This window comes from Candidatus Defluviilinea proxima, from assembly GCA_016721115.1.
Lineage (GTDB): Bacteria > Chloroflexota > Anaerolineae > Anaerolineales > Villigracilaceae > Defluviilinea > Defluviilinea proxima.
Genome location: JADKIW010000001.1, coordinates 3,371,856 through 3,387,487, shown reverse-complemented (window position 1 = coordinate 3,387,487; position 15,632 = coordinate 3,371,856). Strand labels below are relative to the sequence as shown.

General features: G+C 50.0%; 11 protein-coding genes and 2 pseudogenes. All 13 read right to left on the bottom strand.

Going from position 1 to position 15,632, the window contains the following annotated elements; translation table 11 throughout:
* Positions 1-22: 22 nt before the first annotated feature.
* Positions 23-850: an ethanolamine utilization protein EutJ gene (gene eutJ, locus IPP66_15625; GenBank protein MBK9926702.1), complete on the bottom strand. Its 828-nt coding sequence runs from the start codon at positions 848-850 to the stop codon at positions 23-25.
* A 48-nt stretch (positions 851-898) separates the two neighbouring features.
* Positions 899-1,447, bottom strand: a complete 549-nt coding sequence (locus tag IPP66_15620; protein ID MBK9926701.1) for a DUF861 domain-containing protein — start codon at positions 1,445-1,447, stop codon at positions 899-901.
* Positions 1,448-1,541: 94 nt separating this feature from the next.
* Positions 1,542-1,865 (bottom strand): ethanolamine utilization microcompartment protein EutM, encoded by a 324-nt coding sequence (eutM, locus tag IPP66_15615; GenBank protein MBK9926700.1) that lies wholly within the window; start codon positions 1,863-1,865, stop codon positions 1,542-1,544.
* A gap of 152 nt (positions 1,866-2,017) precedes the next feature.
* The gene (locus tag IPP66_15610) at positions 2,018-3,535 is read right to left on the bottom strand and encodes an aldehyde dehydrogenase family protein (GenBank protein ID MBK9926699.1); all 1,518 of its coding nucleotides are present in this window, start codon (positions 3,533-3,535) and stop codon (positions 2,018-2,020) included.
* A gap of 62 nt (positions 3,536-3,597) precedes the next feature.
* On the bottom strand, positions 3,598-4,254 hold the full coding sequence (gene eutL, locus IPP66_15605; GenBank protein MBK9926698.1) for an ethanolamine utilization microcompartment protein EutL: 657 nt from the start codon (positions 4,252-4,254) through the stop codon (positions 3,598-3,600).
* Positions 4,255-4,264: 10 nt separating this feature from the next.
* Positions 4,265-5,215, bottom strand: coding sequence for an ethanolamine ammonia-lyase subunit EutC (gene eutC / locus IPP66_15600; protein ID MBK9926697.1), 951 nt, complete (start codon positions 5,213-5,215; stop codon positions 4,265-4,267).
* Positions 5,216-5,218: 3 nt separating this feature from the next.
* On the bottom strand, positions 5,219-6,586 hold the full coding sequence (locus tag IPP66_15595) for an ethanolamine ammonia-lyase subunit EutB (GenBank protein ID MBK9926696.1): 1,368 nt from the start codon (positions 6,584-6,586) through the stop codon (positions 5,219-5,221).
* 624 nt (positions 6,587-7,210) lie between these two features.
* Positions 7,211-8,529: pseudogene (locus IPP66_15590) on the bottom strand (ethanolamine ammonia-lyase reactivating factor EutA).
* Between the two features lie 44 nt (positions 8,530-8,573).
* Complete coding sequence (locus IPP66_15585) at positions 8,574-8,864, bottom strand: EutN/CcmL family microcompartment protein (GenBank protein ID MBK9926695.1); 291 nt, start codon at positions 8,862-8,864, stop codon at positions 8,574-8,576.
* 1,426 nt (positions 8,865-10,290) lie between these two features.
* Positions 10,291-11,625, bottom strand: a pseudogene (locus tag IPP66_15580) (NAD(P)/FAD-dependent oxidoreductase).
* A gap of 18 nt (positions 11,626-11,643) precedes the next feature.
* On the bottom strand, positions 11,644-12,111 hold the full coding sequence (locus tag IPP66_15575) for an isoprenylcysteine carboxylmethyltransferase family protein (protein ID MBK9926694.1): 468 nt from the start codon (positions 12,109-12,111) through the stop codon (positions 11,644-11,646).
* Between the two features lie 32 nt (positions 12,112-12,143).
* On the bottom strand, positions 12,144-13,607 hold the full coding sequence (glpK, locus tag IPP66_15570; protein ID MBK9926693.1) for a glycerol kinase GlpK: 1,464 nt from the start codon (positions 13,605-13,607) through the stop codon (positions 12,144-12,146).
* Positions 13,608-13,721: 114 nt separating this feature from the next.
* On the bottom strand, positions 13,722-15,425 hold the full coding sequence (locus IPP66_15565; protein ID MBK9926692.1) for an amino acid permease: 1,704 nt from the start codon (positions 15,423-15,425) through the stop codon (positions 13,722-13,724).
* Between the last annotated feature and the right edge of the window lie 207 nt (positions 15,426-15,632).

The following is a 15,632-nucleotide window of genomic DNA, read 5'->3' as shown; positions in this document are numbered from 1 at the left end:
CGTTCGCAATGACGAAATGATGTTAATTATTCATCGCAATCCCAAGCGGCGTAACGAACAAGGGATTACCGGGTAACACCGTCGCAATGCCAGTCACCTCTTCGATGACCTTGTCCATTCCCGGATAAGCACACGTACCGCCAACCAAATACAACTTATCAATTTGATGACCAGCAACATGCCGGTTGACGATGGAACCAACTTTCTCCATCACCGGGCGGATAACAGGAAACAGCCGGGTCTGTTCCTTTGGGTCTTTCTTTAGCGCTTCTGCCTCTTCGAAGGTTGATCCTGTTGAACCAGCGATCACCAACGAGAAGTGGGTTCCGCCTGTCGCTTCATCGGCGGTGTATACCACCTCGCCATCTTTGAAGATGGCAATACCTGTCGTACCGCCGCCCACATCCACGATCGCGCCATCACGGATCCTCAACACATTGTTCGCGGCAGTTGGCTCGTCAACGAAACCCGTACATTCCAAACCTGCGCCATAGAGCACATTTGCCGTGGCGCGCCTCTCAGCCTCTGGCACTCCCGGCGGATATGCCGTCGCGGCAGAGGTCAATGTGAACCCAAGTTTCTGTTCAACCTTTGACTTCATCGTGCGCAACAGATCCACCGCACCGACAAAGTCCACTACAAGCCCATCTCGTGTCACCTGTGCAAATTGATACTCGCCTGCGATCGGCTTGTAATTCTCATCCAGCACGACCAGCACCGTGTATGCTGTACCGAGGTCAACACCCACATGAACTACGCCGCGATAACTCGTGTCTTGTCCATTGCCATGGGCTCCGCCTATCATCACACGGTCTGTCTGTTGAAGAAGGCTTGAAAGATCAGGATTCATCTTTCGTCTTTTCTCTTTCTTGATTCATCAATCATCCTTCTGCCTTCATCATTTGCCTTCGTTCCAATTTACAGGGAACACCACATAGACAAAGCGCGTATGGCTTGGGGTTCCAAATGTGATGCTCGACCCTTTCGGGATGTAGATCACATCGCCCACGCCGCCACGCACCTGCTCATTGCCGCGCGTGATCACCAGCTCGCCCTCGAGAACGATGTCCATTTCATCGTATGTCAAGGTCCACTGCATTTCACCTTTATCGAGCGCCATAAACCCAGCGCCCATCGGTGAACGATCTTCGGTAGTGACAACATCTTTCAAACGGACATTTGCGCCCGACGTCTGGACGCCATCGAGAAATCGTTCCATCTGGACGTTCCCACCGCGCACCACTTTCAATGGCGGGATGTCAGGACTAGACGCTTCACTCTTTAAGCCGACGGCTGATCCTGTTTCTCGAATCAGTTTCACGCTCAAAGCGAACGCTGTATCGGCGGCTTCAGATGTGACAATATCGTCCGGCGCAAGCAAAAGAATCTCGACGCGATCATGCGCGAGACGACGAATATCGTCAGCGGTGAATAGTTGGCGAGGCATGAGAAAGGTAGACAGGTATACATGTAAACAGTACACACGATATACGTGCGTCCTTGTTTACTTGTCTACTTGCGCGCTTATTTACCTGTCTACTTTATTTTTCTTTATTGCGGCCGCCGAAGGAACCCTTCGTGTTTTGCGGCAGGATCATCTCAACATCGGCATGTGGTCTTGGGATGACATGAACCGACGCAAGTTCGCCAACGCGTTTGGCGGCGGCGGCACCTGCATCTGTGGCGGCTTTGACAGCACCGACATCACCGCGTACCATCACGGTCACATATCCGCCACCGACATATTCACTACCGATCAGCGTCACGTTTGCGGCTTTGACCATCGCATCGGCGGCTTCAATTGCCCCTACCAAACCTTTGGTCTCAACCATTCCTAAAGCGATCATTGCTACATCTACGGGCATGGCTTACTTCTCCTTTTGAATAATGATTCTGTAGGGGCGGGTTACCTCGCCCATACTTCCGATTAGACATCGGACATCAAGGCTGAAAAGTTTTCAGTCCTGATGTCTGGCGTCTAAAAAATCTCAGCCACGGATTTTTTATTCATCCTTCATCATTTATTTTTCAACTCCAACAAGACACGACGCACAATCTCTTCCACTTGAGAATCACTTTCAGAAACAGAACCAACTTCGGACAAAGAATGAGGCGCTCCGCCAGTGAAGGCATTGCGCGCGGCTTGCGTATCCGTTGATCCTGGAGCAAACGCGGCATCCGGCGCAATCCGAATTTCATAGGCCAGGCGCTTTACGTTGTACATGTGATGCACGGTGATGTTGTCACCTGTGATCGCGCCGCCTACACCGCCAGAGCCGAGAGTGAAGGACGGCATCAGGCCAGTAGTATAGCCCGTGGTGCCAAGCGTACCAAACGTATTGACAACGATGCGGAAGACAGGTTTCTCAAGGCCAAACTTCATGATGACGTTTTCATCACGTGCGTGAATAACCTGCGAGTGACCGCGGCCACCATAGTTGATCATTTCGAGTGAGCGTTCACAGCCCTGTTCCCAACCATCCACTTCATACCAGCCGAGGACGGTGGTAAGCTTTTCGCCCGAGAGCGGTTCATCAGGGCCGACGCTGTTAAGGCGCGCTACGAGAATGCGCGCCCAATCAGGGACACTGAAGCCATATTGTTGAGCGAGTTGTTGCGGACTCTTGCCAACGCCTTTCGGGTTTGGCAAATGACCAACGAATAAATTCTTTGCGAGTATCTGCTTGATGTTCTCGTCAACGAAGAATGCGCCTTCGGCTTTCATTCGTTCTTCCAGTTGTGCGGCAATGGGACGATCAGCAACAACAGCTTGTTCAGTAGCGCAAATGACGGAGTGATCGAAAGCCTTCGATGCAACGATATACTTTGCGGCTTTTGCTACATCTGCAGAACGATCAACGTAAGCAGGAACATTACCAGGTCCAACGCCATATGCAGGTTTGCCAACCGAATGTGCGGCGCGCACCATATCGGAACCGCCCGTAGCGAGGATCAACGCAACGTATTTGTGTTTCATCAATTCCTGCGTGCCTGGGAGAGTCACTTTGGTGAGGCACGAGATCAAGCCCTTCGGCATCCCTGCCCGCTCGCCAGCTTCTGCCATGATGCGAATCGCTTCTGCGCAACATTTCGCCGCGAACGGATGTGGTGCAATAACGATCGCATTCTTTGCTTTCACTGCGATCAATGTTTTGTAGATCGTCGTGGATGTGGGGTTGGTTGATGGCGTCAACGCCGCGACAACACCCATCGGCCAGGCGATATCGTAGACTCCCTTTTGTTTGTCACTACGGATCACACCTACAGTGGGAATGTCCTTGATCTCATCCCATAATAATTTCGACGCCAACAAGTTCTTGAGTGTCTTATGTTCAGGCACACCATAACCCGTCTCTTCATTTGCCATTTTGCCGAGCGTCACCGCCGCATCCGCCGCAGCTTGCGCCATCGCCGCGCAGATACGATCCACTTCAGCTTGCGTAGCGTGCAGAAATTTCCGCTGGGCATCACGCGCTTGTGTTGCCAGCGTACGGGCTTCTTGAATGGAGAGTAGGTCTTTATCGATGTCGGTCATAAGAAAAACCTTTTTGGAGTCGCCAGCTTGCTCCCGTCGTCAGCAAGCTGGCGACTCCATAATTAATAATTAATCGGATTTGCCGCAACATCTAATACTTTATTTTGAAACGCCAATGCCGCGGCTTGGCAGGCGGGTTGGTCACCAGTCAGCATCACGCCCATATAATTTGTTTCAGATGGCGGCATGGTCAACGCCACAATGCTCACGTTCGCAGACTTCAACGCCGCATCCAATGCGACCAAGCCTTCATTCGGTGTTGCCACGAGATACGCAATTGGACTTCCTAACGGGATGTTGCACACACTCGAAAGATACGATCCTGTTCTGGAGATAACGTGCGGGAAGAAGGCAATGGAATCATCGTCGTTGGCGGAATACCAAATCGCTTTTGTCTTGATGTAGTCCACTGCGGCATTCAGCCCGGCTCGTACTTCGGCGGGGTCTGGTCCAGCAAGAATTGCCATAATCTCCCCTGACCATTTCCCTGAGGTGTGTTTCGCACCCGCATAAAACGACTTGGCATACACCACTTCGACATCTGCCATCTTGGTTGCTTCGTCAATGGCGGTGTAAGTGGCATCATCGTTGTCTACGCTGATGAGACCAATGGAACGTTGATCATCGCGGAGCTTGAGATGTTCCGCGAAGTTTCGATCCACTTGTGGGATGAGTTGCATCGCGAGGGGTGTGCCGTAGAGAGGGTCGAGGATTGGCATGGTTATTTCCTTACTTCATCATCTTCAACTTCACGCCAGAGGCCTGGCTCTTCCGCATCTTTTGTGCGATCTGCACGACGAACGCGCCGCCTTCAAGCGGATTGGTTCCGCCGTTCTCGAAGATGTTGCAGACAACATCGCGGTCGGCGTCGGTGTCACCGTATTTGGGTTTGTATCCCATGTAGGCACTCATGGACTCAGCACGTCCCAGACCAGGGCGTTCGCCGATGAGGAGGATGACCACATCAGGTTTGATGAGTTCGCCGATATCGTTCATCACACCGACGCGCGCGTATTTGACGAAGAACGGTGTACCGAAGGTTAAGTTCGCTGTCTGAGCACCTTGTTTGATAACGGGAAAAATTTGTCGCAGGTTGGCTTCGATCGCGGCAGCGGAGAGTCCGTCACCGACGACGAGTTGGATGTTAACATTCTTCTGGCATTTCTCGTTGATGATGCGTTTGGCGTCATCGTTGAGCAAACGTCCGAGGTCGGGGCGGAGGAGATATTCCTGTTTACCGCCAGTGACTTTGGTCTGCACGGTGAACAGATTGAATTCATCGAGCAGTTTCTGATCTACATCACGATAAAGTGCATCTTGTGTAACAGCATGGTCACCTTGGAAGAGAAGCAATGATGCTGTCTTGTAACGCGGACCTGCGCGTCCGACTCCGATGCGGGCGGTTGTTGATTCAACCAAAGCTTTCACACCATTCGCATCTTTAGGATTTTTCACACGTGGTTTGTAGCGATATTCTGGAAGCACTGGGTCGGGCAGGTCAATGGTCAAGTTCGCAGTGGAAGTTGCAATGCGTGTTTGGACGGGAACGGCTGAAGCGGAGGATAGAGTCGTCGAAACAGAGGCAGGCGCGGATGAGTCCGAGGCGTTCTTCACGGCTCCAGAGGCTTTGAGTTCGCGGACGATTGCGTCCACTATCGCGTTTAATTTGGTGTCATCCATGATTTACCTCTTGAGGAAGAATGACGGGTCGCCTGCTTTTTCGGTGAGGACGCCATCTTTCATGATTCCGAGATCGACCATCCATTTTTCGAATTCGGGCGCGGGGCGAAGATTGAAGAGTTGTCGCAATGCCGGTGCATCGTGATAAGACGTTGTTTGATAGGAAAGCATGGAGTCGTCGCCCATGGGAATGCCCATGAAGTAATTACAACCTGCGGCAGTGAGCATGACCGCGAGATTCTCAATGGCGTTTTGATCGGCGCGTGCATGATTGGTATAACAGGCGTCACATCCCATTGGGATGCCTGTGAGTTTGCCCATGAAATGATCTTCGAGCCCTGCACGTTGGATCTGACGCGCATCATAAAGATATTCAGGACCGATGAAGCCGACCACGGTATTGACTTGATACGGGCTGTAGCGTTTTGCAAGTCCGTAGTTGCGGGCTTCGAGCGTGAGTTGATCCCAACCGTTGTGTGCATCAGCGGAAAGAGCAGAACCTTGACCTGTTTCAAAATACATGAAGTTCGGACCCTTGGGGAAGCAATGTTTTTTTGCAAGTGCATATGCTTCATCGAGCAAACCAACCGAGATGCCAAACGAGTCGTTGCCTTTTTGTGAACCAGAAAGAGATTGGAATACCAAACCAACGGGCGAGCCCGATTCCATACATTTCATCTGGGTGGTGACGTGTGCCAGCACACAATTTTGCGTGGGGATGTTCCAGGTCTTGATGACGTCATATGACATATCGAGAAGGCGCGAGACCGAGCCATAGGAGTCATCCACAGGGTTGATGCCGATCACAGAATCACCTGACCCGTAGGCAAGCCCTTCATAGATCTCGGCACGGATACCTTCGGGCGAATCAGTCGGATGATTGGGCTGGAGCCGCGATAAAAGCGTCCCTGGTTCCCCGATCATGTTATTGCAATATGCGGTGCGCGGAATCTTCTTTGCGGCAAGCATCAGATCCAAATTGGACATTAGCTTGGTAACCGCAGAGATCATCTCTGCCGTCAAACCATTGGAGATGCGATGGATCATTTGTGTTGAAGTTGTATCTGCCAAAATCCATTCGCGGAACTCACCCACCGTCCAATCTTTGATCTCGTTGTAAATGTTTTGGTCTACGGCATCTTGGATGACGCGTGTAACTTCGTCTTCGTCATAGGGCACAGCGGGACTTTCTTTCAACACCCACAACGGAACTTCCGCTAACACCAGTTTTGCCGCGACACGTTCGGCGGCGGTCTCTGCGCCGACGCCTGCAAGCGTATCGCCAGATTTCTCCTCGTTGGCTTTGCCCATGAGGAGACGGATGTCAGGGAATTCATAAGTTTTGCCGTGCAGTTTGGTTCTTAGGAGCATAATGATTCCTTATTGCCAAATAATTACCAAACAAAATGTCGCTTGGTAATTATCTATGCCGTTTTCGACGCGGGCAGATATTTTCATATCACACCTACCGAACGCCCAATAAAATAAGATATCGCAATGATAAAAATACTCAATGCCAACCAACATCCTTGCGGATTAATTTCCCAATTCCAGTATTTAGCGTCAACAGGTTTCCTGATGTTGCTTCTGAATCTCTTATTGGACAGGATGATACGGAGTAATTGAAAACCAAGGACTGGCAGAGATGAAACAAAAAAAACAAACCACATAAGAGGGGTTGGCAAATCGCCTTTTGGATTAACTGGATTAAGGATCATACCAATTGCTATAAGAGGCAACCATGGCCAAAATCATACTCTCAATCGCTGCATAAAGAATTGACAGAAATACATAACGCCTCTTTTGGGAATCGGACATTCGAAACCACTCAGTCGATCCAGAATCAAAAATAGTGTTACAGGAAACGCACCTAAGCAAAGGAGGGCCTAATCCGGTTACCAATTCTATAAGCATTACATTCACAATCTGAATGCCATATTCCTTGCGGCATCTAGGACATGCAAGATTTCTGTAAAGATAAGCCATGTGTATGAACTAATGATAGAAAATCAAAGTCTTCACGCTCAATGGGACTACCCGTCCATCCATGAGCGGGGTGCCGATGTCAATGTAATCGCCTTCGGATAAACCTACCTGATCGATAACCAACAATGCACGGGAGGGGACGATTGATAATCCAATGCCTTGTCGAGTTCCAGTGCAACGGCGAATGGATCGGTTGCGAGATTCACGTCCCAGCGGGTGACAGCGTCACTGATGCTTCTCGAAACAGAAGCAGGCTCAAGCGAGGCAGGAAGCGTGGGTCTCGTCACAGGGACATTCTTCAACGGTAGAATTTCCTTCTCTGCCCAGATCGTCGAACCTGATAATGTCACGGTTTGCGTGCTGGCTCCCAGCACCGTCGCGCGGACCGTCTCTGTCGGCGGGACAACAGTATATGTGTTCAGCGTCGCATGATTGCGCAATGACTCTGCCAGCAACGGACCAACATCACCATGGATCGTCGCGTCGCTCACGGAGTTGATAGGGATCGGGTTGTAGTAATAATGCCCGATGCCGCCCGAGAACATCAATACCGAGCCTTTGCCCGATTCACCAACAGGCGGCGTTAGATAGATCTTTTGCGCCAGCGGTGACGAAGTGCCTTCGATAAGTTCAACGGTCATATCTGCCATGCGGTCAGTGAAGCGACGCAACTCATCGAGCGATGGAGAATCGCCTTCATTCAACTTCAATCCGATATCGGCAAGGATGTGTTTTGCAGGTTCGGCAATGTGACGGATGCGTCCCGTCTCGTGCTCGACCTCGAGAATGCGTCCGCCATAATTCATCGCTGCTGCACCGATCAGGTTTCCTGTACGAAACGTGGCGCTGTTGGCGCTTCCGCCGCCGATATCAATGTTCGTGACGATCGCATAATGCTTCTGCGAATAATCTGCCGCACCTGCGCCTTTGCCAGCGATCAAACTTTCAACGTTCGGTCCTGCCACACTGACAACGAACTCGCCAGCCAGTCCCGATAATGCCCGCAGAATTTCATCCGCATTTTTTTTCTTCGCTGTCTCACCCGTGATGATAACTGCGCCTGTTTCCACTTGACTTGGGTCAACGCAAGCCGATGCATATTCACGGCGCACGATTTCATTCAATTTATCTGCGTCAATCGTGTCAAAGTCAAGCAACGGCGTGAATACAATGGGGCTTTGATAAATAACTTTTCGATCTGTGATATTGATGCGGGGTATCTGCCCTGGTCGTGATACATCCTGTAAATTAAGGCGTGAAAAGATGACTTGTGTTGTGGTCGTACCAACATCCACACCGACGGAGAGGAGGTCACGCGAGTCAGACATAATTTAACACGTAGGGGCAGGTCTGAGACCTGCCCCTACATTATTTATTCTTTTCTATACGTAACCTTGCCGCTCATCTCGAGCGAGTCAATGACACCCACGATCACTGAATCGACGGGTGTGTCTGTGGTCTGATTGGTATAACGGGCAGAAGAGCCGTCGGTAACCATCACCAAATCCCCCGTTCCAGCACTGACCGTATCCACTGCGATGTATGGATCGCCCGAAGGTTTCCCTGCGGTATCCGCATTCTGCACAATGAGCAACTTTCGCCCTCGTATCACTTCGTCTTTGATGGTGGATATGGTTGAACCGATGACAAGTGCTATTCGCATATGATCTCCAACGATATAACTTGAGTGGTATCGGCGTACGGGTTTACTTTACCATGACTCAGGGCTGGCATACAAGTTGTACAGGTGTGCCTGTCAAGTCAACTTTTGCAACCCATTCACTGCTCAGGCTCAACGCCACATTGGCATGTAAACGGCGGAACCTCTTTTCATACAAAACCCGTTCGCCTTGCTTTAGTTGCAACGTTCCATTTTCTCGAAACTCTTTGGACCAAAAGCGGAATCGTTCGACGGGAGAATCAGACGTCAACACATTTGGACAAATCCACCCGATCGGCGCCTCACACTGGACCTCGAGCCTGCTCGCTGACCATTGGGCATTTTCCAACCACCGAGCCATCGAGCGAGCCGCACCCCGTCCTTCAAGTGCCGCCCAATCCGCTGTCTCCACTCCACGTAAGACATTCCCTGCCGCAAAGACTCCCACTTGCGATGTCCTGAACATCGAATCCACTTGCGGACCCAACGACGGCTTACGCGTTTCCACATCTCCCCTTCTCGCCAATTCGTTTTCAGGAATCCAATTGCCTGTGAAAATGACAGTGTCACATTCGATGGTTTCTGAAGACTTCGGAAGTCTTGTAATCTCAATCCCTTCCACTCTCTCTTTACCAAAGATATTTGTCACGCGTGCGTTTGTTACGACTTGAGTTCTCGCCAAAATATCCGCATACAAAATCTTTGCTGGCAAAAAGATCGGCAAATACAACTGATGGCTTGGTAATTCGGTAACCATCCCTACAATTTTCACACCTGCATGTAAAAGAGTTGTCACCACCGAAAGGCTAACGACCTCTGCACCGACAATTACTGCTCGTTTACCAACTGACAAGCCATGTTCATAAACAAATCTCTGCAACGATCCCGTCGTGAACACACCTTGTGGACGATACCCAGGAATGAGTCTAGCAGAGCGAGGACGTTCGCGTACGCCCGTTGCCAGCAGAATAGATTTCGCTTCTATACTTCCTAGTCCGCTTGGACTCGTAAAATTTAGTGACGTGTACCCCCTCTCCCTTTGGGAGAGGGCTGGGGTGAGGGAAGAATCCCACCCAGTAATCGTTGTATTCGTAGCAATCTTAATCCCCGCACTTTCCGCCATCTCCCGATATTTCCTCGCATAACTCGGACCCGTCATCACCCGATGCAAATCACGCAACCCAAACCCCGTATGCCCACACAAACGCGGAATTCCGCCTGCTTCTGATTCACGTTCGGCGATAACAATATCTTTTATTCCAAGTCTCTTCAACTCCAATGCCGCCGCCAATCCTGAAGGTCCTGCGCCGACGATAAGAACATCCGCAGACCTGACAGGTTTTACCTGCCCCGAACCCGACCGAGTAACTTGCGCACCAGAATCTATTTTCCTGTTCAGCCCTTCACGGAAACCTGTCAGGTCTTTGAGTAGCGCCGCCTGACAATTAAACCCCTGACATCTCCCCTGCATCGCCCGCGTTCGTCTCCGTAACGCATCCAAGTTCTTCGCAGGGATCAGCGACTTCATGGCATCGTTCAATTCACCAAGTGAAACACGCTCGCAATGACAAACGATCTTCCCGTAATTCGAATCTTCTGCAATCAACTCCGCCCTTTGATACGGACGTGGAAACGCTTCGCCGATATTTGGCATCTTGATAGACTTGAACTCAGGCTTCGGCTTCAGTTCCATGCCTGTATCTTTCAACAAGGCAGCAACATACTCAGCAATTCCCAAGCTTGCCGAAATCCCCGTGGACCGAATCCCACCCACGCAGATATATCGTTGTTCCGCGTGGAGCGCAATCTGATAATCGCTATGCTCTGTTGCCGCTCGCAGACCTGCGTACGTGGCGGCCACTTCTTCTTCAAGCAATTCAGGCAGAATCTTTCTACCTTTATCAAGCAAAGAATTCAAGCCACTTTCGCTGGTATTCGTCGCAGTCTTATCAGGCAAATCTTCTGCAGTTGGACCCAATAACACATTCCCGTAAATCGTCGGGCTGATCAACACACCTTTGGTCGTCGCTGTCGGCACAGGTAACAAAACATGATTGACCAATGAACGTGACAGCTTGTCATAAATGATCAATTCCCCGCGCCGAGGCGTGACCTTGAAATTTCCATGCCCAAACAAATTGTTGACATCGTCCGAAAATAATCCCGCCGCATTGATCACCCACTTTGCTTGAACGGCATCATCCTTACTCGAAATGATATGAACGCCATCTTTCGATGAAATGCTTTCCACTTGAAAGTTGAGTTTTAGCTCCACGCCATTGACCACCGCCTGCGTAGCACAAGCCAATGGAACGGTGTACGTGCAAAGAATCCCTTCACCAGGGACAAACATCCCACCCAACGCACCTTCACCAAGATGTGGCTCTCGTTCGTAAACTTCCTCTTTCGGGATCAGGTGAACATCCATCACCCCGTTCTTGTGAGCCTTCTCCAAAAGCGACGGCAGTGTGTCGAGTTGTTCCTGCGTCCATGCAATGAGCAACCCGCCGATGCGCTCGAACGGACTTCCAACATCTTTCATGAAGTCTTCCATGAGCGGATAACTTCTCCGCATCAGGGTCGCTTCAAGAGAACCAGGCTTGGCGTCGAAGCCCGTATGCCAGATCGCTGTGCTGGCTTTCGATGTCCCCATGCCCACATCAGAATTGGATTCGAGCAGTACCACTTTCAAGTCGTAGCGTGAAACTTCTCGCGCAATCGCAGAGCCCACCGCTCCCGCGCCAATGATTGCAATATCGTAAATGGTATCCGTAGTTCCTCCTCAAAGCCACCGTCTCACACGTGACTTATAGTCTGCATACTGCGTTTTGAACTTCTTCTCCAGATTGGCTTCTTCTTTTTTAATAACGAGTGTATTCATCAATGTCACCAACGGCACGATAAAGATAATTCCCCAATAGGTTCTCATGCTCAGCGAAAAGCCGATCAGCATAAAGACAAACCCAAGATAAACAGGGTTACGTGTATAACGATAAACGCCCGATGTGACCAATCCCGTGGGAGATTTCTTCAGGTCCATTGTTGTGCGAATGCGCCTGAATTCCATAGATGCAAGAATGCCCAAAACCAATCCCAATCCTGCAATAACTAAACCCAACCACGGAACAAAAGCTGGCACAGGGACGGGCAAAGGCAATAAATTTCCCAATAAGATGACCAAGATGATATGAACGATCGTCAGGATGGGCGCAGGGACACGAATGGCTTCAGGGTTTTTCGATGTGGACATCTTATCAATTCCAAGTGATATTTTATCTTGCTTTACTGGTGAAAAGCCTTTACTGCATCAACGGCTTTCATCCATTGCGCCAGTTTTCTTTCTCTTTCTTCTTCATTCATCTTCGGTGTGTAAATCGTCTCAGCCTTCCAATTCTTCGAAAGCACTTCAAACGAAGTCCTCAATGCAGATACACCCGCTAGATTTGCAATCCCGATGGCAGTTGCCTCTAACGCTGCCGAAACACGCACTTCGAGATTCAGCAAGTCCGCGATCATCTGCATGAGATATGGATTCCCCGACGGCCCTCCATCCACTTTCAAATGCGGCGGCGCCTGCCCTGCATCCTGTGACATCGCCTTGACAACTTCATAAACTCGACAGGCAATCCCGTCCAACGTCCCTCGCACAATATCATCGGATGTTGTACTTCGGTTCAATCCGAACATCGCGCCGCGTACATCTGTCCGCCAGTGAGGTGCAGCGAGCCCTTGCAGTGCGGGGACAACCACCACGCCTAAATCTGTGGATCGCTTCGCCGCATCAAAACTCGACGGGGAGTCTAGTACCGCTTTCAAATTATCTCTCAACCATTGGACAGCGGATCCCGTGACGAAAATGCCACCATCGAAGGCATAGGTTGTATGCTCACCGAACTTCCAGCCGACAGTAGTCAACAAGCCATGGTCAGAGAGTCTTGGCTTATCACCGATATTCATCAGCAAAAAACTACCCGTTCCAAACGAACATTTCATCTCACCCGCTTTGAAACATGCCTGACCAAATAACGCGGCTTGCTGGTCAACGAGCATGGCGTGTAATGGCAATGGTTTTCCATTTCCAAAATCAATATCGCCGATAAATCCTGCTGATGGTCTGACTTCGGGCAACATACTTTTGGGAACATCAAATAATGCCAGTAATTCTTCATCCCACACAAAACGATTCATATCAAACAACAACGTCCGTGAAGCCGTGGACGGATCGGTTACATGCAGTCTGCCATTCGTCAACTTCCAGATGACCCAAGTCTCTGTTGTGCCAAATAAAAGTTGGCCATCGTGTGCTTTTTTGCGGATCTCTGGGTAAGTTTCAAACACCCATTTGAGTTTGGGAGCAGAGAAATAGCTATCGAGTAGCAAACCTGTTTTTTGGCGAAGCAGGTTCAGGTCAAGAGAAGAAGCGAGGGCATCACACACGGATTGTCCTCTCGTATCCTGCCAAACAATGGCGGGAGTCACCGCATTCCCCGTATCCTTATCCCAAACAACGAACGTTTCACCTTGATTATCGAAACCTACTGCGGCAATGTCGTATTTATCCAGCAAAGGCTTGCATGCCTCTTTAACCGTACGAACAATATCGGCGGGTTCCTGCTCTACCCACCCCGCCTGCGGAAAACGAGCGGGCAATTGCGCCGAGTTCTTTTCCACCATTTCGCCATGTTCATTGACGACAACAGCCGTAGTCTGTGTAGTGCCTTGGTCAATGCCGAGGATGTATTTCATAATTCTTTCCGTGGCAGACCTCACAGGTATGCGAGATTTGTGAGGTCTTTTGGCTCTATAAGAGCGGTACCCCTATCGAGATACCGCTCTTATGTTACAAGCAACAAATGGATTTTATTGCTCGCCGAATTTCTTTTCGATATCAGCGATCATCTTTTGGCGTTCTTTGATCTTATCGCCTTCGGGTACACCTTCAAAGCGAGTATCTTCGCCGCCGGTGAGGAAAGTAACTATGGTGGCAATCACCCCAACAACGAGAGCAGTGATGGCTGTACCAACAGGGGGAACAAGAAAATGCAGGTTATTCGTCTCAGGGATTGCAATGAAGGTTGCGAGATAACCAACCACAGCAACGACAATACCAGCCACTGCAGCTTTCTTTGACCAGAACCCGAGAAGGGCTACCACAAAAATGATGGTGAAGTAAAAGACCTTTTCATTGGGCGGGAAGAAACCGCTGATGGCAAGGAGAACACCTGCCAACACGGCTATGACAGCATTGGCTTTCGAAAAGCCACCCAGATTGAAGGGGCCTTTTTCTGGCCATTTGGAAGTGCCTTCTGCAAGCAAACCTGCCGCGATAGGCATAACCATGGACAAATATAGAAATACAGCACAAGCAACAGCCAACACCAAGTAGTATGGTGCATACACGGTGCTGAGCAGGGCAAGAGCCGCTGAAACCCAGATGGAGTACGTGGGAGTGCGATATTGAGTGCTGACACGAGCAAGGGTCTTGGAGACAAAGGGAATACCATCATCACGCGAGAAGGCATACATCATACGTGAGGTAGAAGTAAGACCTGCCAGTGCGCAAATGTAGTTAACCACCACCAGTCCAACCGCCAGAAGAACACTCAACCATTGCGGCATTCTAGATGCACCCCACATATAGAAAAATGAACCCCAACCTGCCGCGCCAGCCTCTTCAATACTTGGCATTGTCAACACGTAAGCTGCCACAGCGATCAAACCAAATACCCATGACCAAAACACAGCCTGCCACATACCTTTCGGGACGTTCACCTGGGCATCCTGTGTCTCTTCGGAAGTATGCGCAGAGGCATCATAACCTGTCAATGTATAGCAGACGTACGAAAGACCGAGCAGGAAGGCAAAAGCAACACTTTCGGTGCGGAAGGGAACAACCTCACCACCAGAGGTGCCTGTGAAGTTAGTAAATGTCCAAAGACGGGAGAAATCAAGGGCAACTGGTGAAAAAGCAAACAGGGCAATGATGAGGATAATGGTAAGGGCAAAGATGAGGTATCCACTCACGTCAGTGATCTTGGTGGTCAACTCGATGCCGTAATGATTCAGAAGCGCCTGAGTTGTCAGTACGACCACCATAAATACGAATTGATGCCAGTAGCCAAATGCAGAAACATCCACACCTAATACAGTGCCGAGGAGGAGATCCTTGAAGAACACACTGTATAACAACACATCAACAGAAGAGACAACACAGATCAAACCAATGAGGTTAAACCACGCAGTTGCCCAACCCCAACCTTTCCCGCCAAGGTGGGAACTCCAGTGATATAGACCACCGGCCGTTGGGAAGGAAGAAGCGATCTGCCCCATACCAACTGCAACGCTCATGGCCAGCACACCACCCACCAGCCAAATCAGGAATGCACCGCCCGATCCAAGCGCGTTAAACGCAGCTGGGAAAGCGGAAATACCACCAGCCAAAATACAAATGATCGAAAAAGAAATCGCGAAATTCGAAAACCCGCTCATGCGGCGGGAAAGTTCCTGTGCATACCCCATCTTATGCAGAACCTGTTTGTCTTGCTCATTAACTTTATCAGCCATGTCTTATTTCTCCTCTTCCAAAATGAATTGAATTACGAAACGAGATGCAGAACAGGCAAAGTTGTTATGGGTTTCCGCGTCCTCCTCCCCCGCATAACGGGGAATGTGATTTGAGGCAGTTATTCGGTTGAAATTTAAAGTTGAAACACAGTACATTATAAAACGGTGCGGGAAGTTTTGCCGCACCCTTTCGGATAATTTCCGATT

Bases quoted from the DNA above. Each gene is read 5' to 3' on its own strand.
- glpK (MBK9926693.1), bottom strand. From the start codon at position 13,607: ATGAAATACATCCTCGGCATTGACCAAGGCACTACACAGACTACGGCT.
- IPP66_15595 (MBK9926696.1), bottom strand. From the start codon at position 6,586: ATGCTCCTAAGAACCAAACTGCACGGCAAAACTTATGAATTCCCTGAC.
- IPP66_15620 (MBK9926701.1), bottom strand. From the start codon at position 1,447: ATGCCTCGCCAACTATTCACCGCTGACGATATTCGTCGTCTCGCGCAT.
- eutL (MBK9926698.1), bottom strand. From the start codon at position 4,254: ATGCCAATCCTCGACCCTCTCTACGGCACACCCCTCGCGATGCAACTC.
- IPP66_15585 (MBK9926695.1), bottom strand. From the start codon at position 8,864: ATGCGAATAGCACTTGTCATCGGTTCAACCATATCCACCATCAAAGAC.
- eutJ (MBK9926702.1), bottom strand. From the start codon at position 850: ATGAATCCTGATCTTTCAAGCCTTCTTCAACAGACAGACCGTGTGATG.
- eutM (MBK9926700.1), bottom strand. From the start codon at position 1,865: ATGCCCGTAGATGTAGCAATGATCGCTTTAGGAATGGTTGAGACCAAA.
- IPP66_15610 (MBK9926699.1), bottom strand. From the start codon at position 3,535: ATGACCGACATCGATAAAGACCTACTCTCCATTCAAGAAGCCCGTACG.
- IPP66_15575 (MBK9926694.1), bottom strand. From the start codon at position 12,111: ATGTCCACATCGAAAAACCCTGAAGCCATTCGTGTCCCTGCGCCCATC.
- eutC (MBK9926697.1), bottom strand. From the start codon at position 5,215: ATGGATGACACCAAATTAAACGCGATAGTGGACGCAATCGTCCGCGAA.
- IPP66_15565 (MBK9926692.1), bottom strand. From the start codon at position 15,425: ATGGCTGATAAAGTTAATGAGCAAGACAAACAGGTTCTGCATAAGATG.